The sequence below is a fragment of the Mesorhizobium sp. WSM4810 genome, assembly GCF_055811235.1.
Map to the genome: position 1 here is coordinate 1 of NZ_JBVVQV010000026.1, position 16,920 is coordinate 16,920.

The 16,920-nt window shown below is 59.9% G+C and carries 22 protein-coding genes and 1 pseudogene; 8 read left to right on the forward strand and 15 right to left on the reverse strand.

Going from position 1 to position 16,920, the window contains the following annotated elements:
* Nucleotides 1-509: hypothetical protein (locus AC0L3O_RS27810; protein WP_473617281.1), on the forward strand; the 509-nt coding region annotated here is incomplete at its 5' end.
* A 653-nt stretch (nt 510-1,162) separates the two neighbouring features.
* Here AC0L3O_RS27810 and AC0L3O_RS27815 read toward each other — a convergent pair.
* Nucleotides 1,163-1,891 carry a Crp/Fnr family transcriptional regulator gene (locus AC0L3O_RS27815; protein ID WP_128170961.1) on the reverse strand — a complete coding sequence of 243 codons (729 nt, stop codon included), beginning with the start codon at nt 1,889-1,891 and terminating at the stop codon, nt 1,163-1,165.
* A gap of 459 nt (nt 1,892-2,350) precedes the next feature.
* Here AC0L3O_RS27815 and AC0L3O_RS27820 point away from each other — a divergent pair, with 459 nt between their 5' ends.
* Both AC0L3O_RS27820 and AC0L3O_RS27825 read left to right on the forward strand, forming a co-directional pair.
* The gene (locus AC0L3O_RS27820; protein WP_128174637.1) at nt 2,351-2,899 is read left to right on the forward strand and encodes a sigma-70 family RNA polymerase sigma factor; all 549 of its coding nucleotides are present in this window, start codon (nt 2,351-2,353) and stop codon (nt 2,897-2,899) included.
* Nucleotides 2,900-3,021: 122 nt separating this feature from the next.
* Nucleotides 3,022-3,933: a PhnA-like protein gene (locus AC0L3O_RS27825; protein WP_128170963.1), complete on the forward strand. Its 912-nt coding sequence runs from the start codon at nt 3,022-3,024 to the stop codon at nt 3,931-3,933.
* A gap of 334 nt (nt 3,934-4,267) precedes the next feature.
* Here AC0L3O_RS27825 and AC0L3O_RS27830 read toward each other — a convergent pair whose 3' ends face one another.
* The 3 genes from AC0L3O_RS27830 to AC0L3O_RS27840 all read right to left on the reverse strand — a co-directional run bounded on the left by AC0L3O_RS27830 (nt 4,268) and on the right by AC0L3O_RS27840 (nt 5,772).
* Nucleotides 4,268-4,486: a hypothetical protein gene (locus tag AC0L3O_RS27830; protein ID WP_128170964.1), complete on the reverse strand. Its 219-nt coding sequence runs from the start codon at nt 4,484-4,486 to the stop codon at nt 4,268-4,270.
* 93 nt (nt 4,487-4,579) lie between these two features.
* The gene (locus AC0L3O_RS27835) at nt 4,580-5,263 is read right to left on the reverse strand and encodes a recombinase family protein (RefSeq protein WP_023798974.1); all 684 of its coding nucleotides are present in this window, start codon (nt 5,261-5,263) and stop codon (nt 4,580-4,582) included.
* Between the two features lie 92 nt (nt 5,264-5,355).
* Nucleotides 5,356-5,772 (reverse strand): hypothetical protein, encoded by a 417-nt coding sequence (locus AC0L3O_RS27840; RefSeq protein ID WP_473617233.1) that lies wholly within the window; start codon nt 5,770-5,772, stop codon nt 5,356-5,358.
* 198 nt (nt 5,773-5,970) lie between these two features.
* Here AC0L3O_RS27840 and AC0L3O_RS27845 point away from each other — a divergent pair, with 198 nt between their 5' ends.
* Entirely contained in the window at nt 5,971-7,191 is a 1,221-nt protein-coding gene (locus AC0L3O_RS27845; RefSeq protein ID WP_287173772.1) for a cytochrome P450 family protein, read from the forward strand.
* Between the two features lie 282 nt (nt 7,192-7,473).
* On the opposite strand, the gene AC0L3O_RS27850 is transcribed toward AC0L3O_RS27845, so the two are convergent.
* Nucleotides 7,474-7,956, reverse strand: coding sequence for a pyridoxamine 5'-phosphate oxidase family protein (locus AC0L3O_RS27850; RefSeq protein WP_473536516.1), 483 nt, complete (start codon nt 7,954-7,956; stop codon nt 7,474-7,476).
* Between the two features lie 191 nt (nt 7,957-8,147).
* Between AC0L3O_RS27850 and AC0L3O_RS27855 the strand changes: the two genes are divergently transcribed.
* Together AC0L3O_RS27855 and AC0L3O_RS27860 are read left to right on the forward strand one after the other, a co-directional pair.
* Nucleotides 8,148-8,513 carry a low affinity iron permease family protein gene (locus tag AC0L3O_RS27855; RefSeq protein ID WP_128187400.1) on the forward strand — a complete coding sequence of 122 codons (366 nt, stop codon included), beginning with the start codon at nt 8,148-8,150 and terminating at the stop codon, nt 8,511-8,513.
* A 187-nt stretch (nt 8,514-8,700) separates the two neighbouring features.
* Entirely contained in the window at nt 8,701-9,213 is a 513-nt protein-coding gene (locus tag AC0L3O_RS27860; protein WP_473617234.1) for a hypothetical protein, read from the forward strand.
* An 84-nt stretch (nt 9,214-9,297) separates the two neighbouring features.
* Here the strand turns inward: AC0L3O_RS27860 and AC0L3O_RS27865 are convergent, their stop codons facing one another.
* Entirely contained in the window at nt 9,298-9,771 is a 474-nt protein-coding gene (locus AC0L3O_RS27865) for a hypothetical protein (RefSeq protein ID WP_473617236.1), read from the reverse strand.
* A 777-nt stretch (nt 9,772-10,548) separates the two neighbouring features.
* Between AC0L3O_RS27865 and AC0L3O_RS27870 the strand changes: the two genes are divergently transcribed.
* Both AC0L3O_RS27870 and AC0L3O_RS27875 read left to right on the forward strand, forming a co-directional pair.
* Nucleotides 10,549-10,806 carry a hypothetical protein gene (locus AC0L3O_RS27870; RefSeq protein ID WP_473617237.1) on the forward strand — a complete coding sequence of 86 codons (258 nt, stop codon included), beginning with the start codon at nt 10,549-10,551 and terminating at the stop codon, nt 10,804-10,806.
* A gap of 79 nt (nt 10,807-10,885) precedes the next feature.
* On the forward strand, nt 10,886-11,074 hold the full coding sequence (locus AC0L3O_RS27875; RefSeq protein ID WP_473617239.1) for a hypothetical protein: 189 nt from the start codon (nt 10,886-10,888) through the stop codon (nt 11,072-11,074).
* A 175-nt stretch (nt 11,075-11,249) separates the two neighbouring features.
* Here the strand turns inward: AC0L3O_RS27875 and AC0L3O_RS27880 are convergent, their stop codons facing one another.
* The 9 genes and pseudogenes from AC0L3O_RS27880 to AC0L3O_RS27920 all read right to left on the reverse strand — a co-directional run bounded on the left by AC0L3O_RS27880 (nt 11,250) and on the right by AC0L3O_RS27920 (nt 16,781).
* Nucleotides 11,250-11,615, reverse strand: a complete 366-nt coding sequence (locus AC0L3O_RS27880) for a recombinase family protein (RefSeq protein ID WP_473536153.1) — start codon at nt 11,613-11,615, stop codon at nt 11,250-11,252.
* 94 nt (nt 11,616-11,709) lie between these two features.
* A pseudogene (locus tag AC0L3O_RS27885) lies at nt 11,710-11,931 on the reverse strand (recombinase family protein); the annotation flags it as partial.
* Between the two features lie 95 nt (nt 11,932-12,026).
* A complete protein-coding gene (locus AC0L3O_RS27890; protein WP_473617240.1) occupies nt 12,027-12,545 on the reverse strand; it encodes a hypothetical protein in 519 nt (172 codons plus the stop codon).
* Nucleotides 12,493-13,188: a DNA-methyltransferase gene (locus AC0L3O_RS27895; protein WP_473617242.1), complete on the reverse strand. Its 696-nt coding sequence runs from the start codon at nt 13,186-13,188 to the stop codon at nt 12,493-12,495. Before AC0L3O_RS27895 ends, AC0L3O_RS27890 begins: the two co-directional genes overlap by 53 nt.
* Before the next feature lie 59 nt (nt 13,189-13,247).
* Nucleotides 13,248-13,739: a ParB/Srx family N-terminal domain-containing protein gene (locus tag AC0L3O_RS27900; RefSeq protein WP_473617243.1), complete on the reverse strand. Its 492-nt coding sequence runs from the start codon at nt 13,737-13,739 to the stop codon at nt 13,248-13,250.
* A gap of 116 nt (nt 13,740-13,855) precedes the next feature.
* On the reverse strand, nt 13,856-14,971 hold the full coding sequence (locus AC0L3O_RS27905) for a DUF3631 domain-containing protein (RefSeq protein ID WP_473617244.1): 1,116 nt from the start codon (nt 14,969-14,971) through the stop codon (nt 13,856-13,858).
* On the reverse strand, nt 14,971-15,555 hold the full coding sequence (locus AC0L3O_RS27910) for a hypothetical protein (RefSeq protein ID WP_473617246.1): 585 nt from the start codon (nt 15,553-15,555) through the stop codon (nt 14,971-14,973). The genes AC0L3O_RS27905 and AC0L3O_RS27910 overlap by 1 nt, the downstream gene beginning before the upstream one ends.
* Nucleotides 15,556-15,735: 180 nt before the next feature.
* Entirely contained in the window at nt 15,736-15,951 is a 216-nt protein-coding gene (locus AC0L3O_RS27915; RefSeq protein ID WP_473536147.1) for a helix-turn-helix transcriptional regulator, read from the reverse strand.
* Between the two features lie 206 nt (nt 15,952-16,157).
* Complete coding sequence (locus AC0L3O_RS27920; RefSeq protein ID WP_473617247.1) at nt 16,158-16,781, reverse strand: hypothetical protein; 624 nt, start codon at nt 16,779-16,781, stop codon at nt 16,158-16,160.
* Between the last annotated feature and the right edge of the window lie 139 nt (nt 16,782-16,920).

Genomic DNA, 16,920 nt, shown 5'->3' on the forward strand with positions numbered 1-16,920 from the left:
AATGTTTTCCCCGGTGTGGGAATTCCCACAGCCGAGCCTGGTCCGACTGGCATATCCTTGTTTGCAACATCCAGGCCCGCCGGCTCGTGTTCAAGCAGGCGAAGGGAAAGGGAACGGTCATGAAATTCTTGGCTCCCTTCACAAAACTTGCTGCGGCGTTTCGCAAATTCGCCGCGCGGCGCTACCGGCCGGAGCTTTATTATATGCGTGGCCCGGGGCCAGCCACCGCCCGCCGTGCGGGCACGCACGCCGAGCGAAAGGCTCTGTTATCGGCAACGGACCAGTTGAGCCGTTTACCCGATGGCGTCCTTGGCGACATCGGCATCTCTCGTGACGAAATCATGTGCGCTTTGCGAAGCCGCGCCACCCGCCCTGCGGAGGCCTTTGCCCACGCCCGCTCTCCCCGAAGAGAGAATGACGCCATTCCGGGCGAGAGTCCAGAAGCTGCGGTAGTGGGTCATTTTGAAATTGCGGAGCAGGGCGTAAGGGGTGACAGCCTGGCTCTGTGATTGTGGCCCCGTGCGTAAACCAGTGTGTGCCGGACTCGGCCGGCTTGAGTTCATTCCGCCAATGATGCCTACCTTGGTCGCCAAGCCGCCCCAAGGCGATGACTGGATGCATGAATCGGTAATTCCGCTGTGTAGAAGCCCAAAGGTGCCCCGCAATGAGTCAATAAGTCTGGCACCGTACTTGCCTGGTCAGGTATGGGGTGGGGTGGAGGCCCGTCGCTTCGCAAATGTAGCGGCGGGTCTTCTGCATACGGGTCGCGCCCCGCCTACGCGCTGCCGTCCGTCTCGCTTTCCTCGTCGATCGCCCGGACCGGCAGATAGGCGTTGGTTTCCAGCCATTCGCGCGGGCGACATTGTTGACGAACTAAATCAGATTACCGTGGCCGTGGGGCACGCGGCCATCGCCGCCACCGCCATCCACAACAAGAATCGCAGAGCGGCGGCGAGAACATTTGTAGGCGCAACGCCGGACTACAGTTCCTCCGGGGTCTCCCAAGCGTGTGTCCGCAACCACTGCGGTGCGTCGGCCCATCGGCTTCTCGGCGATCGGCAGCGCCTGGTCACATGTTGCGGAAGCCGCTCATAGATCATGTTCAGCTATGCGAAGCTAAAAGCAATCGATCTAGTGGTCGTGGCGAAAACTGCACTCACCATTACCGAGCCTCTCGTATCAAGTTCAAGTAAGTCGGGTCAAAATCCGCCAACTCGTGAAGGCGATCGATATCGAGAACGGTCACCATTTTGCGATCCCATCTGATCAGCCCAGATGCGCGCAACTCCTGGATCATCCGGTTAACGTGTACGACTGATAAACCAACGATATCGGCAATGTCGGACTGCGTAACGGGTAGTTGGAAGCTTTGGCCACGGACAAGCCCCACAGTTTCCAGACGTGCGTAGAGCTCGCAGATCAAGTGAGCAAGGTGAGTATTGGACGGCCGGCGGCCAAGGCAGGTGACCCAGTTCCGCTCTATGGCGGCATCTATCACAGTAGAGAGCCACAGCAGACGACCGAGATGTGGCGACGCAGCGATTATGGCTTGGAGACTGGTATGGGGCACGAACGCAGCGATGCAATCCCCAAGCGACACGACGCTGTGGTCCATGACCTTTAGCAGCATCGAGTGCAGGTCAACGAAGTCGCCCGCTATATGAACTGCCGTAAGTTGGCGCTTGCCCTCGGAGACGTATTGCTGGCGGGCCGCAAAGCCGTTCAGGACAAGACAGCTTTCGGTTGGACGGGAGCTCTCCACCACAAGTTTCTCGCCAGCAGCAAACGTCCGGATTCGGAACGGCAGCTGCTCCAATAACCTCTTCTCTTCCTCGCTGATGTGGTCTCGGCGCTCGAGAGCCAGGATCAGCGCTGTGAAAGTGCCAGTCATAATATGCCGGGGGCACCGACGCCCCAGGGAGGTGGTTGGTCGCGTTGTGGCACAGCCTTCTCCTTCTGGTGCTTATGGTCGCTCATCGGGCGAGGAAACACCGATGATCAGACCAACCCCTATTTTAAGCGATTGCGGTTTGCTGGCCAATCCCCTTTGTCGGTCCGGGGCTCCGTTTCGTCCCACGCGCCGCGCCCATCAGGTCCGAATGTGCGGAACGGAGGTAACCCTCACGGACAGCTAAATGCTTGATGAGGGCGTGTCGTCTCGCTCGCGAAGACGACCGCCAATAAGATTCGAAGCTGTCGTCCCGACCCGCACGATGCCGGAAAATTAGCATTTGTTAGTCTGCACGTAAGTAATTCCAAAACCGCGACGCCAATGTGGAACCGACCTTCTTTCGACGGGTTAGCGTGGGCTTATCAGACCGACCAAGCTTATTCGAACTCGGAGATAAACATGCCAACAGAGCGGAGCGAGTTTGTGACCCTCATCCCTGCCTTGCGGGCCTTCGCCCGCACGCTCTCTAGGGATGCCTACGATGCCGACGACCTGGTCCAGGAGACGCTGATGAAAGGTATCGCAAACATCAACCGCTTCCAGCCCGGGACCAATATGAAATCCTGGCTTTTCACCATAATGCGCAACACTTTCTATACGCGCATCAAAATGGCGAATCGCGAGGGACCCGGTCTGCTCGATTGCGCTTCGAGCCGGCCCGCGATCGCGGCGAGCCAGGAATGGTCGCTACGCAGCCAGGAGATGGCGCGGGCCATCGAAGCTTTGCCCGACGATCAGCGCCAGGTTGTTGTTTTGATAGGCGTTCTCGGGACCAGTTACGACGATGCGGCAAGCATATGCGGCTGCGCCATCGGAACGATCAAGAGCCGCTTGAGCCGCGCGCGCCACCGGCTCCTAGGAACGTTTGGCGAAAAGGGTTCGGGCGGTGCCGTAACCACCTCGGCCATCTCCGCCGCCGCCCTCCAGTTCGACGAGGCGCGCGTTTAGGAGTGACCCTTTCGATGCAGTCACCAGCAAGCCGAGGCAAATCATTCGCAGCGCTGGTCCCCCAGTAACTCGCCGCAATAATTTCCCCCAGTAACTCGCCGTAATAATTAAGGATAAAACTGATGAGCGACGCATTTCCCCACTCCCGCCAGGACGAAAACTTGGCTTACACGACCGCCAGTGATGACGCTCACACGATCTTGCTGAACAAAGTTAGCTGGGGCGCCATTTTCGCCGGGGTGGTCGTCGCTCTCGTGGTCCAAGTCCTGCTGACTTTGCTGGGTGCGGGTATCGGCATCGCCACGCTCGATCCCGGGACCGGTGACAATCCCGAAGCGTCGACCTTCTCGATTGTAGCCGGTATCTGGTATGTCCTGTCCGGCATTGTTGCTGCGTTTGTTGGCGGCTACATCGCTGCTCGGATGTCCGGCAAGACGCTCCCGACCACGGGCGCCTTCCATGGTCTGACAACGTGGGCACTCACAACCTTGCTGGTCTTATATTTCCTCACCAGCACCGTCGGCATGATTGTTGGCGGAGCTTTCAATGGCATCGCACGTGCCGTCGGCGGCTTGAGCGAGACTGTTGCGCAGACTGCGGCCCCGATCGTCGCAGAGGCCAATCCTCTCGAAGCTATTGAAGCTCAGGTGCGCTCGACCGGAACAGATCCAGAAGCCCTTAACAATGCGGCCATTAACGCGATGCGCGCTCTCATCATGGGCAACGAGGCGGATGCGAACGCAGCGCGTCAAAACGCGGCACAAGCACTGGCGACGGCGCGCGGCATCCCTCTCGAACAAGCCACGCAGCAGGTGACGCAGATGGAACAACAATATCACCAAGCCGTCGAGCAGGCGAAGCAACAAGCGGCGGAAGCCGCAGATATCGCTGCTTCGGTCGTATCGTCCGGCGCACTCCTGGCATTCGCTTCCCTTGTGCTTGGCGCGATTGCGGGCTGGTTTGGTGGCCGTTCCGGGGTGGTTCACCCAGTCTTTGCAGACCGCCTCATACCCACGCGGCACGGTTTGACATGACTCTCACCGCCCCGGACAAAGTCCCTTTCGGCAGGCGAACTGCGGCAAGGGTTACGCCGACTTACCTCGACCAGCAATAGTGCTCCAGAACCTACGGTGCCGGCGCGCGTCGGGCCGGCCCGGGCCTTATCAGAACAGGGAGCATGTTGGCCTCCCATGGTTGGCCCCGGCCCAAAAACGGACGCTTTTCTGCTTTACGGCTGCTCCGTCCCAATTTAGCGGTCGCTGATTATACGCCGGACACCGCCGGGCAATTCTTCGCCGTCATCGCCCCATTGTAGAAATCGGGATGGTGCGCCGACGGGGATCATGCCTTCCCAACGGGCCGAAAGGCTCAGCCCACGTTATCCGTGCTGTTCGGATCGATCTTCGTCAGTCGCTCTCTGGCATCGATCACGCGCCTTTGCTCGGCCCTTATTCGGCCGCACAACGCGAGATTCAGGGCGACGCCACCGTCCTCGTCCAGCAACTCATTCGCGCGCTTCAGAGAGTTCTCGGCTCGTTTTACACCCTGTCTGGCCTTGGCCACTTCGAGGCGATAAAATTCAAACATTTTTCCCGCGTCCTCTGCGGTTGCGGTCCCTTCGATAGTATTTAACCGGCGTCGATCCCGTTTGTTCCGGCCGCGCCGGTGGGTATTTCCCGCTTATAAAAGAGTAGGGGCTTGCCGCGCGAGAACGTTGCGCACGTTCGACACCTGCCATTGGCCATTGCGCGCTGTGCGAACGCCGCGGTTGTTTAGAGCGATTGCCAGTCCACGTAGGCTAGTGATGCCGGACTGCTGGATGGAGGCGATGATCGGCAGCACGGTTTGGGCAAATCTGTCAGCCTCCCGGATCGAGATCTTCCGACCTCTCGCTGCAGCTTCCGCTGTGTTGGTCGGATTGCCGAGCTTCATTCCAGTGGTCTTGCGAGAGGCGAGGGCGGCCTTGGTCCGTTCCGAGATCAACCGCCGTTCTTTCTCTGCCAACGCGGCGTAAAGGTGCAGCATGAATGGATCGGCGTCGGCGCCAAGTTCGGCGACGATAAACGGGACCCGCTGAACCATCAGGCCGGCAATGAAGGCAACATCGCGCGACAGGCGGTCAAGCTTCGCCACAACGACTGGGCATTTAACCTGCCGGGCAAGGGCGAGGGCAGCGGTCAGTTGCGGACGTCGATCAAGTGCATCCGCGCCCTTTCCGGTTTCGATCTCGGTGAACTCCTGGAGGATGATCATTCCCTCGGCCTCGGCAAAGCGGGCGACCGCGACGCGCTGGGCCTCGATGCCCAACCCAGAACGTCCTTGCCGCTGTGTCGAGACTCGATAGTAGGCGACCGCGCGCGGCATGTTGCTAATCCCCGGGGTGTTCAAACTGCAAACCACCGTTTGCAGTGTGCTCGCCGGCCTTGGATAGCAAGCTAACCGTCGGATCTGGCTCGTTATTTATTCACTATCGCGGGGTGTGTCACAGGATTCTCAAGCAAAACCCGCTGGCGTGAGCTGACCGGTTCCCATTGGACCGGCTCAGGTTCGATTGCGATGGCGCGTCTTGCTCGAAGAGTTTGCGAATCCGGCGGAGAGATGATGATGCGAGTGATCTTACGCACTGGCTCACCGCTGTGTTCGTTCACGATCGTTTCCTTCCAGCCCATGCGGGTCTTGGCCCAGAAGATTGCCGCGGTAACGGATTGAGGGCCTTCGCCTGTGGCTTTGCGAAAGAGGCTTTGCGCCACAGCCGAATTGGCCTTGGTGTGGCCGATCTTCAACTCATGGCGGTAATGCTTGCGCAGGGTCTTGGGATCAACCCCGATCATGGCTGCAATCCCGGACGATACGGTGACTTCAACGGCCGCCAATTCACAGGCTCCAGTCCCAACCAGATTTATGTGGCTCGAGCAGCAAGGAACGCCAGCTGATATGATTTCATCCGTTTCGGATCAGTCGACCCCTCGGTCATCTTTTATGCTAGCGTTCCGGTGCGTTCGAAGGGCCGAGGCGGATTAACCGGCGAAGCGCAGCGCCTCATGAAGGACTGACGACATTGGAGTGAGGGTATGGTCGAGACGCGCGATTTCGACATCTTATCGCCGGGCTTCCACGCAAACCCCTTCCCCACGGTTGACCGCATGCGCACCGAAGGACCAGTGGTTTCCATGAGGCTGCCGATTATCGGCCGCACCTGGCTCGCCGTGACACACGACGCCTGCGCAACCTTGTTGAAGGATCACGAGAGCTTCGCGCGCGACCCTGCCAACGCGGGGAGCAGGACACAGGCGCGGATACTGAGAATTCTGCCGAGGTCGCTCGGTCTTCTGGCGCTGAATATGCTCGGCCATGACGACCCGGAGCACCGGCGCCTGCGTGGCCTCGTCGACCAGGCGTTCCAGCGCCGAACCGTTGAGGCCATGAAGCCGATGATCACGCAAATAGCCGATCGGCTTCTCGACAAGCTGGAGGGAAGGCCGGAGGTCGATCTGATGGCCGAGTTCTGTCGCGATCTTCCGCTTTCGGTCATCTGTGCGCTGCTCGGCCTGCCGGAGCAGGAACACGATCGATTCAAGAACTGGCTGGGTGGGCTGAAGGACACGGCCAATATCGGCGCCGTGCTCCGCGCCATTCCCGGTGTGATCCGTGCAGTCCGCTATCTTCGCCGCGTGTCACGGCAGGGAGGCGGAGCGCTGCCCGATGGATTGATCGTGGCGCTGCGCGATGCTGAAACCGATGGGCAGAAGCTCAGCGAGGATGAACTCGTCTCGATGATCTTTCTGCTTTTCGGCGCGGGGCAGGAAACCACGACCCATTTGATCTCCGGCGGGCTCTTTTCATTGTTGTCTCACGAGGACCAACGCCGCAGGCTGCAGAGCGACCCTAGCCTGATGCCCACCTGCGTCGAGGAGTGCCTGCGCTATGTATCGCCAGTGCAAATGACCAAGCCGCGCTTCGCGACCCGCGACATGGTTTGGCAGGGACGGCAATTCCGCCGCGGCGAGATGTTCGCCGGTTTCCTGACGGCGGCAAACAGCGATCCCGCCAAGTTTGAGGATCCGCACCGTTTCGACATCACGCGCCACCCAAACGCGCACCTCTCCTTCGGCACAGGCGTGCATTTCTGCCTCGGTTTCCAACTCGCTCGGGCGGAGGCCGCGATCGCGTTCGAACGTATCATCGCGCGCTTTCCGGCTATGCGCCTCGGCAGCGAAGGAGAGAAGATCGAGTGGCGCAAGCGCCTTGGCATTCGCGCCTTAGCGCAGTTGCGTGTACAACTGGTGACGTGAATAGGGTGCCGGGCGCAGAGTTTCTTGCACCTCGCTGATGCACTCCAAACACAAAGTCAGGAGGAGCTCTCGTTTTCAGTTGATTGTGACCTGGAGCTGGGTTTTGCTTGGCTTCGAAAGCCCGATCGGAGTCATGACGGCATCTTCGATATACGAGAATCCGTCGGTGTATCCCGATAGAACTGCAGTTGCGACTCGCAGCGCGGCATGAATGGCTGCATACGGTCGGCAGTGAAAAGGAACGCCGTCCACTCCTCGCCTGGGTCCAATCTAGAGGGCGGGTTATTTCATGCGAACCTGTGCCACGCTGTCCCTGTAGTCCGCTTTCGGGTCGCCCATCCCGAGGAAAAGTTTCACCCCGGCGACGATGCTGGAAGCATCTTTCCAGATTTCGGCGTCCGCAGGATCAAACCTGAGCAAGCACAGCTTCGGATCTTCCTTGCCTTCTTCGAACCATGCGGCGACGAAGCGATTCCACAACCGGTCGATGACTGCCCGATCATCGTCGATCCTCAGTGTGCCTTCAACGGTGGCGAACAAGTCGTGTCCCTTGGCGGAGTAGACCAGTGTCGCTTCCTTTGCAGATGCAACGGCCTCGGCCAAGTCGGTGTCCTTCGCTGTGAAGAAGTAGATTACGTTGCGGTCACCATCGAACTGCGCTGTCATCGGTCGAGGGTGGACGCTCGGGACGCCGATCATTGCCGTCATGTCGGAACGGATCGAATCCCAAAACTTGCTTTTGAATTCCTGATCGTTGTCGGGCATGGCTTGTCTCCTGTGAGAACGCCAAACGCCGCGTGTCTGCCGTGGTTCCAAGCGCTCGCGGGCAACAGGCAGAACCTGGCCAGCCACAGATCAGGTCGGCGTGACGACGAACATGGCCATTAACACGGTGCCCTTGACGAGCACCCGAAATGCAGCCCCAATCGGATCACATCGTTCATACGGGGATTCGCATGAACCGATTTCTCTTTGTGATGGCCGACTTTCTATCCCGACCGCCCGGCTTCTATGTGCTAATCGCTGCAATGATCGCCTGCACTGCGATGGTTCCGTTTGGGCTCACAAACGTAATCACTTATGCGCTCTCAGTGGCTGCGATAGTGATTACCGGCGTCGTGCTGATTCAGGGCTATCGCGACACTGCTGCCATCCATGCGAAGCTCGACGAGATCATTGTCGCATTGAAGGAAACGAGGAACAATGTCGTCGGGCTCGAGCACGCCCAGCCCGAGGAGATCAAAGCCCATTTGGCGCGGCTTGAACTGGAAGCGGCGGCGGCTGATCAAGAAGCTAAGCACGAGGGAGTCTCTGGCGCCTAATTACGCCAGCGGCTTGGCGAGATCGCGTCCAGCGGCTCGCCTGCGTTTCAAAATTCAACCCCAGGCGCTTGCCAAAACGGCCAGCTTCCGGCCACGGCCCGCCTAAGAACGACATGGCAGGGAACCGATTTAACAAGCTCTGAGTTTCAATTGTTAACCCAAGGTGAAAGTCTTAGGGAGCAACACAATGAAAACCATCCATCATCTCCTCGCCGGCACCGGTATGGTGCTGTTTTTCGGCTCAGCGGCGACCGTTCCAGCATTTGCGCAGGCGATTGAGCGCCAGATCTCGGCGGGGCAGCAATGTCGCTTGTGCCCGCCGCTCACCACTGGCGAGGGCCATCCGACAGGCACAGCTAGTAGGGACACCATCGCCGGCAGCGGCAGCGTCGGCGACCACGCCACCGGCAGCGGCAGCGGCACCGGCAGCATCGGCGGCAGCGGCAGCATTGACGGCAGCGCCACCGGCAGCGGCAGCGGCACCGGCAGCATCGGCGGCAGCGGCAGCATTGACGGCAGCGGCAGCGGCAGCATTGACGGCAGCGCCACCGGCAGCATCGGTGGCAGCGGCAGCATTGACGGCAGCGCCACCGGCAGCATTGACGGCAGCGGCAGCATTGACGGCAGCGCCACCGGCAGCATTGACGGCAGCGGCAGCGTCATCGGCAGCGTCGGAGGCAGCGGCAGCGTCGCGCGCTGACAACGGCGGGCAATAGCGGCAATGTTAACGCCGGATTCGGCAACGGTGGCGAAGGTCCTGCCGGCGAGATCGAGATTGCCTTAATCATGACCTGACCGCGATCAGCGCCGCGAACGCATTGCGGGCAGCCTGTCGATGCGGAGCCAGCCGCGCTTCGTGCTCAGCGGGCCAGCTTGCCGGGATGAAGAGGTTGATCGCCGCCTCGACCAACGCACGCGAACCATGCAGATCGCGAACCAGCGCATTGGCCTCAACCTTTCGCCGACCTTGACTGGCGATGTAGTTCTGGACGTAGGGCTTGCGGTGATCGGGGTGACCCGGGTCGCCGAGGTCCTTGCCGCTGCCGGTCTCCAAGTTCTCGATCCAAGGCAGGCCGAGGTCGCCGATCTGCTCGCGTGTCAGACCGATGCGTTCGACGCGGATCGGCGACGGATCGAAGTCGACGCCCTTGACGTTGGCGCAGTCCGTCAGGTTCGACTTGGCATCATGCGCCGTGTCACCACCGTGACACGCTCGATCTGGTAAAGCTGCGCGATCGGTTCGGCCCTGATGCGCCATCGCGAGGCAAATGACGGCCGCTAGAATGAAGGCCCAAGCACTTGGAACATACGGCGGCAGAAAACATTGTTGGCGCAATGGACAAGAACGATGGCGACAATCTTCCTGAATGGTTTGCGAGTGGCTTGCCCGAGGATCCGGTGATCCGTACAGATATTCGGACTAGGATTTCGAGAGAGACGGATGGGAAAAATGGGCTCTCCGGTATGGTGCTCACTAAAGGCGGGCGGGACGACAATCTGGTCGAAAAAAAAGGAAGAAGCCAGCGCCGCCCTCGACAACCAACCGTCCGGGGTTCCGTGGCTCCTAGTCCTGTGTGTGCTCTCAATGTTGGCCAAGCTGGTCAGCCGTCATCACCATGAGCGGATCAGACCATATTCGGCGACAGCCCGCGACAGCGGAATCCGACCTAATTCACTTGGTCGCGGGTCACCCCGCCTGATCTGGCAAAGAGCCGCTAGGCGGTACCCAGCCGGCCTGACCTATACGCCCGACACTGGCCCGAACGCTTACGGCAATGCCAGGGACGGGCGATAACCAAATTTTATGCGCCTGTCTCTGAGCGCTTCGGCACCAAGTCGGCAGCCGTTGCCGATTTGCAGCCTCTGTCCTCAATACACTCTCGCGGCTCAGGCCCATGGAACCTAACGCCTGATTTGAGATTAGGGCCGGATGAGCACACGCGGAAACAGATTCTTGCAACATTGGCTTACCGACAACGTGCCTAGCGCGAGGGCCGACGAACCGCGGAGACGCAGCCTGGAATCAGTCACGGGGATGCTTGATCGCATCGGCTGCGGCTATCTCGTACTGAACCGCGAAAGAAAAGTCATCGAATGGAATGCCGCCGCTCAAACCACGCTGGAGCGCCAGGGCGAGCCGGCTGATACAGCCAGCGAGCTTTCGGTAGCCCTAAAACGGCTGATCGCGAATGTTCCGGCCCATTTTCCTGCCGGGCTCCCTCTCTTGGGTGGTGATCCGCAGCATAGGCGACCGGCCGGTGATACTGAACGAGCAGGGAGTTATCGCTCCTGACGGAACGAGCATTGTGGCACTGCTGGACCGTGAGAACAGATCAGGGCCAAATCCTGAGACACTGCAAAGGATGTTTGGCTTGACGAGCGCGGAAACGCACCTCGCGTTGCGCCTGGCACAGGGCGAGGCGCCTTTAGAGATTGCCCGCAGCTGGCGCTTGAGCCGCACCACAATCCGGTCCCAGCTCGCCTCGCTTTTCGCCAAGACCGAAACAAAACGTCAGGCGGAATTGGTGGCTCTTCTGGGGCGCATTTCGGTCTTGCCATAAGGCCGCCGTTTATAACCGAGCGCCAGGTGTCAGTATCCGACCTGGGTTTAAGGCGACCGACATTTGGGGCGGTTCAATATAGCTTGGCACGTCGCGCGTCGCGCCGGCGGAGACCGCTTCGGGTCCATGAATATCGATCCCGTTTGTTCCGGCCGCGCCGGTGGCTATTTCCCGCTTATAAAAGAGTAGGGGATTGCCGCGCGAGAACGTTGCGCACGTTCGACACCTGCCATTGTCCATTGCGCGCTGTGCGCACGCCTCGATTGTTAAGGGCGATTGCCAGGCCACGTAGGCTGGTGATGCCGGACTGCTGGATGGAGGCGATGATCGGCAGCACGGTTTGGGCAAATCTGTCAGCCTCCCGGATCGATATCTTCCGACCTTTCGCCGCAGCTTCGGCTGTGTTGGTCGGATTGCGGAGCTTCATTCCAGTGGTCTTGCGAGAGGCGAGGGCGGCTTTGGTGCGCTCCGAGATCAGTCGCCGCTCTTTCTCTGCCAAAGCGGCGTAAAGGTGCAACATGAACGGATCGGCATCGGCCAAGTTCGGCGACGATAAACGGGACGCGCTGGACCATCAGGCCGGCTATGAAGGCGACATCTCGCGACAGGCGGTCGAGCTTGGCCACGACGACCGGGCATTTTGTCTGGCGGGCAAGGGCGAGGGCGGCATTCAATTGCGGCCGTCGATCAAGAGCATCCGCGCCCTTTCCGGTTTCGATCTCGGTGAACTCCTGGAGGATGATCATTCCCTCGGCCTCGGCAAAGCGGGCGACGGCGGCACGCTGGGCCTCGATGCCCAAGCCTGAACGTCCTTGCCGCTGTGTCGAGACCCGATAGTAGGCGACCGCGCTCGGCATGTTGCTCTTCCCAGGGTGTGCAAACTGCAAACCACCGTTTGCAGTGTGCTCACACGGCCTTGGATAGCAAGCTAACCGTCTGTTCTGGCTCGTATTTATCCATCATCGCGGGGGCGTGTCACAGGACTCTCAAGCAAAACCCTCTGGCCTGAGCTGACCGGTTCCCACTGGACCGGCTGAGGTTCGATTGCGATGGCGCGTCTTGCTCGAAGAGTTTGCGAATCCGGCGGAGAGATGATGATGCGGGTGATCTTACGCACTGGCTCACCGCTGTGTTCGTTCACGATCGTTTCCTTCCAGCCCATGCGGGTCTTGGCCCAGAAGATCGCCGCGGTAACGGATTGAGGGCCTTCGCCTGTGGCTTTGCGGAACAGACTCCGGGCAACAGCTGAGTTGGCCTTGGTGTGGCCGATCTTCAACTCATGGCGGTAATGCTTGCGCAGGGTCTTGGGATCAACCGCGATCATGGCTGCAATGCCGGGCTCAGGCACGCCATAGCCGGCCAGCGCTTCGACCTGGCGGCGCGAGGCCTCGTCCGGCTTGTGACCGGGCCTAGGCATCTCAGCCTGCCTCCTGGCCGCGCTCCGTGGCAACAGCGGCATAGCTGCGGCCATCGCCCTCCAGGATCGCCATGCTGCCTGTAAACGCCTGCCAGCGCAGCACTGCGACGTCGACATAGGCCGGGTTCAGTTCAATCGCATGACAGGAGCGGCCAATCATCTCGGCTGCGATGATGGTGGTGCCAGAGCCGCAGAAGGGCTCGTACACAGCCTGGCCTGGCGAGGAATTGTTCTCGATGGGTCGCCGCATGCATTCGACGGGCTTTTGCGTGCCGTGGCCCGTGTCGGACTTCCTATGCGGGATGGCCCAGACGGTGGTCTGCTTGCGATCTCCCGCCCAGTGGCCCTTCCTGCCCTTCCTGACCGCATACCAGGCCGGCTCGTGCTGCCAGTGATAATCGCCGCGGCCAATGACCAGACGGGTCTTGTCCCAGATGATCTGGGCCCGGACGGCAAAGCCGCTGGCTTCCAGGCTAGTCACCACCGAAGCCGAGTGAAGGGCCGCGTGCCAGACGTACATCACGTCTCCGGGGAACAGCGCCCATGCCTCGCGCCATTCAGACCGGTCGTCATTCAGGACTGTCCCTTTCGCCAGGCCCTCCGAAGGAATGCCAAGCCGCATGCGCCATGCAGGATCGTAGTTGACCCCGAATGGTGGATCCGACACCAACAGGTGTGGTTTGATGCCGGCGAGCACCTTCTCAACGTCTGCCGCATTAGTGCTGTCGCCGCAAATCAGCCGATGCTTGCCGAGCGTCAGACATCGCCGGGGAGGGTGGTTGGCTGCTCCGGCGGGTCAGGGGTCTCTTCCGGATCGGTCATGCCAGAAGTGCCGGCGCTGGTCAGCGCGGCAATCTCCAGCTCGTCCAAGCCGGTGAGCGACAGATCGAAGCCGAGTTCGCCGAGATCGGCCAGTTCGAGACCCAGCAGTTCAGTGTCCCAGCCGGCATTCAGCGCCAGCTTGTTGTCGGCGATCACCAGGGCCCGCTTCTGCGCTTCGCTCAAGCCAGCGAGCTCGATAACAGGTACCTCATGCAAGCCGAGCTTTCTCGCTGCCAGGAGGCGGCCGTGGCCAGCTATGATACCGTTCTCGCCATCCACCAGGATTGGGTTCGTCCAGCCGAACTCGCGGATCGATGCCGCAATCTGCGCCACCTGGCTATCGGAGTGCGTGCGAGCATTTTTGGCGAAGGGGATCAGAGCCGCGGCATGGCGGTATTCAACGGCGATGGGTGCTTCGTTTCTCATGCCGCAAATATACAAGATCAGCTAACATGCTGTAAGTACGACTTTTTCCGACAATCGAACGCGCAACTTCGCAGCACTACGCCAGTCGTTACGGTTGTTACGCTTGTTACGTTTCCCTAGGCATGGGCAGGGAGATATCTGGCCCAGGCGTCGACGAAATCTGATCTCTGATATCCCCGCGCAGTCGCCGAAGCACCAATTCTCAATACCTTTGGCCGGATATCATATTTGATGAGCCTGGAAGCCAAGTTGCGGTCCGTTAGAGGCTTACCATTGATCTCCATCCACGGAGCTTCAACCATCGAAAGCAGGGCGCTCAGGATGGACTCCGTTGTCAGATGTTGCTCTTGACCGAACACTTCGCGGAGATCTGCGAGAAGACGAACTCCCAAACTGGGAGTGCTCTCCTTTGAGAGCGTAACAAGCGTAACAGCCGTAACGCGCGCACGTTGGGGCCAGCTGCCCCCGGCCTGATCGGCAATGGCAATGAGAGCTTCCCAGACGTCAGCGTCTCGATCCTGAATCTCGCTCGGCATCTTTGGCCAAGCATCGGCGAGCTCATCCACGACCGAGGTTGCCCAGTCCGCCAGCCGATCTCGCAAAAGGTTGCCTTCGCCGCTGTGAACGCGCCGCCTAAAGGGCTCGATCTTCTCATCAGGAGATCGACGGCGCATACGCACGATGACAGAGCGGGATAGGATGGTGTCTGGCAATTCTCCGAGCCCGGCGAGAGCGACGGCGCAGTAGGCCGGGATCTCCTCCGTTTCGACTATCTTGCCCCGCACTACGCACCGGCCGGCAACGGCGCCACGGCGATGACCGGCATTGAGTAAACCGCGGATTTCTTCATTGTCCTTGGCCTTCGGACCAAACACGGTGTCGATCTCGTCGAACAGGATCGTCGGGCGCCCCGCCGGATCGCCTACCTTGCGGAATATATAGGCCGGCGTCACGTTGACTGCTTCAACCGGCCGCGGAACCAGCAGCTCAGAAATCTCTAGCGCTCTCGTTTTGCCGGACCCTGGCTCTGGCGACAGGAACGCGATCCGAGGCGTCGAGTCCCATGCTTCCATCAGATGCGTGTGCGCAATCCACAACACGTGCGCTAGCAATGCTGACTGAGAGGGATAGGCGACGAACCTGCTGAGAAACGCAGCAACATCATCCAGTACGACTGCACCGTCGTCGGAGGCGACGACCTTGAATCCGTTTGGGATGTTTTGCTGATTCATCAGGCGACCCTTCGATTCTCGAATGGGGCAATCACCTTGTTGTCGATGGCCGCGGCGCTGCGCAGCAGCTTTACGATCTCGCGGCCGTGCGCCTGATCTTCCGCCGCGACCCGCCCTGGCGTGACAAGCAATTCCTGCCCAGCCAGATGTGGGTCAACCACCGCAGCACCATCGCAACGTGCCTGCAGCCATTTGAGAGGCGTCCGGTGAAGGCGAAGGCTGCCTCCCATGAAATAGGTGCCGGGCGCCATTGCCTGCCATAGGCCAAGCAGTCCGCAACGTCTGAACATGGTAAGGGGAGTATCGGGCTCATTGAGCAGCCAAGCCACCAGATCGACAATGCTCTCGCCGTCGGCCGCATAGGCCTCGCAAACGAACGCGAGATCGCCATCAGGGTCGAAATTAAAACGCTGACCACCCAACTTACCGATCGGCAACACGGCCGTGGCGCCAGCAAACCCGCCCGCCGACGCCACGTCGATCTGATAGTGTCTGATGTACCTCAGGAAATCGGCAGAGCCGACGGCGGCATCAGCCAGTTCGTAATATTCGAGCCTCGCTCTCAGGAGCACATGCTTGATCATTCCGCGCTCCCCATCGAGAGTGCGAGTTCCGCAATTGCGCGGGCTAGCGCTTCAGAGATAGCGTAGCGGACCATCAGCCGGCGGGCGAGGACCGAGCCATGTGCAACTTCGGCAGGGCCGCGTCCTTCCCGTGGATTGACGATGGCATATTGGGGACACAAAGTATCCAGAACCATTGCCTCACTCCCACGAGCCGATGATCGACGAATGGGTCTCGGCGCGGCGGCGCCGTTCGTAGGCTTGAATGTCGTCGAGAGCGTAGGCGATCTTGCCGCCAAACTTGTGGTAGTGCGGGCCAGTTTTCAGCCAGCGCCAACGCTCAAGGGTCCGCGGACTGATGCGCCAGCGCCGGGCCAACTCCTGCTGGTTGAGGTAGGTGGGGGAAATATCTGCCATGTCGGGCTCCTAAGCCGGCTTTCGTAGGTGCGGCGATGCACCCATCGAGCGTTGTCGATGGCAGCAATTCTCGGTTTTGCGCGGGTTTACAGATATGCTCAGCTATGAAGAAAGGCGTGACAGAATCTGCACCAAGTTGTGTAGCATTTTCAAAGACATGGCAAAGTGTCACGACACTGTCACTTTAATTGCGTGACGCGTACGTTCTATCGCGTGAGAACTAGCAGGTCAGGATTGAGTCGGTAGCCAGTCCAGTTTTGACTTTGGAGGATCGTGTCGGCAGAGACCGAATACCCCGCGCAACTCATGAACTGCTTTTCGAGCGACCGCCTCATGCGCCTAACGCGCTGACGAAGGGTCTGGTCCGTGATAGCGAATTTGGCTGTGATGCTCTGTGTAGAGGTAAACCGGTACGCCGATTTCTCCAATCCGTCCTCGATATCCCTGAGAAATTGTTCAGCTAGGAGCATGAACAGCTCGCACCTTAGGCCCTGGAGAACCGGTCCATCAGCGAACAAGATTCGGTGGCTCTGCTCTTCGATTTCGAAGGCGATCGGTCCCGGCGTTGCCATGCTGGCCACCTGCGACAACGGCGGCCATAGGGTTAGGATCTCCGGCCTTGGAAGCTCTATCTCGGTATATGCCGGCCTAATTGGGTTATGCGTAAAGGAGAGATAGTCGCCGCCGGTTCGGCTTTCAGCAAGTCCTAAGGCGGCCCATTGATGCGGGGGCACAATTACATAGTTGCCGGCACGATCCACCGCTGCCGCGGAGATGGCATCTTCGCCAAGGTGCTGCCAGAGAGCCTCGCGTGCGCTTTTGATGAGCATGGGTTGGCCCCTCGCGTCGGCACTTACGGCTTCCAAACCGCCAAGGTGTGACAGGCTCAGCGGTGCGGGCGTTACCAGCTCTTCGCCAAATAGATCGTAGGGACCGTCTCCGTCCAAGAACCTTCGGCCGAACGAACTC

Excerpts from the sequence above, each read along its gene's own strand:
- AC0L3O_RS27850 (WP_473536516.1), bottom strand. The coding sequence starts at position 7,956 with ATGCCCGACAACGATCAGGAATTCAAAAGCAAGTTTTGGGATTCGATC.
- AC0L3O_RS27825 (WP_128170963.1), top strand. The coding sequence starts at position 3,022 with ATGAGCGACGCATTTCCCCACTCCCGCCAGGACGAAAACTTGGCTTAC.
- AC0L3O_RS27890 (WP_473617240.1), bottom strand. The coding sequence starts at position 12,545 with ATGGCCGCAGCTATGCCGCTGTTGCCACGGAGCGCGGCCAGGAGGCAG.
- AC0L3O_RS27900 (WP_473617243.1), bottom strand. The coding sequence starts at position 13,739 with ATGAGAAACGAAGCACCCATCGCCGTTGAATACCGCCATGCCGCGGCT.
- AC0L3O_RS27820 (WP_128174637.1), top strand. The coding sequence starts at position 2,351 with ATGCCAACAGAGCGGAGCGAGTTTGTGACCCTCATCCCTGCCTTGCGG.
- AC0L3O_RS27920 (WP_473617247.1), bottom strand. The coding sequence starts at position 16,781 with ATGCTCATCAAAAGCGCACGCGAGGCTCTCTGGCAGCACCTTGGCGAA.
- AC0L3O_RS27860 (WP_473617234.1), top strand. The coding sequence starts at position 8,701 with ATGAAAACCATCCATCATCTCCTCGCCGGCACCGGTATGGTGCTGTTT.
- AC0L3O_RS27830 (WP_128170964.1), bottom strand. The coding sequence starts at position 4,486 with ATGTTTGAATTTTATCGCCTCGAAGTGGCCAAGGCCAGACAGGGTGTA.
- AC0L3O_RS27835 (WP_023798974.1), bottom strand. The coding sequence starts at position 5,263 with ATGCCGCGCGCGGTCGCCTACTATCGAGTCTCGACACAGCGGCAAGGA.
- AC0L3O_RS27915 (WP_473536147.1), bottom strand. The coding sequence starts at position 15,951 with ATGGCAGATATTTCCCCCACCTACCTCAACCAGCAGGAGTTGGCCCGG.
- AC0L3O_RS27905 (WP_473617244.1), bottom strand. The coding sequence starts at position 14,971 with ATGAATCAGCAAAACATCCCAAACGGATTCAAGGTCGTCGCCTCCGAC.
- AC0L3O_RS27855 (WP_128187400.1), top strand. The coding sequence starts at position 8,148 with ATGAACCGATTTCTCTTTGTGATGGCCGACTTTCTATCCCGACCGCCC.
- AC0L3O_RS27865 (WP_473617236.1), bottom strand. The coding sequence starts at position 9,771 with ATGGCGCATCAGGGCCGAACCGATCGCGCAGCTTTACCAGATCGAGCG.
- AC0L3O_RS27815 (WP_128170961.1), bottom strand. The coding sequence starts at position 1,891 with ATGACTGGCACTTTCACAGCGCTGATCCTGGCTCTCGAGCGCCGAGAC.
- AC0L3O_RS27910 (WP_473617246.1), bottom strand. The coding sequence starts at position 15,555 with ATGATCAAGCATGTGCTCCTGAGAGCGAGGCTCGAATATTACGAACTG.
- AC0L3O_RS27870 (WP_473617237.1), top strand. The coding sequence starts at position 10,549 with ATGCTTGATCGCATCGGCTGCGGCTATCTCGTACTGAACCGCGAAAGA.
- AC0L3O_RS27845 (WP_287173772.1), top strand. The coding sequence starts at position 5,971 with ATGGTCGAGACGCGCGATTTCGACATCTTATCGCCGGGCTTCCACGCA.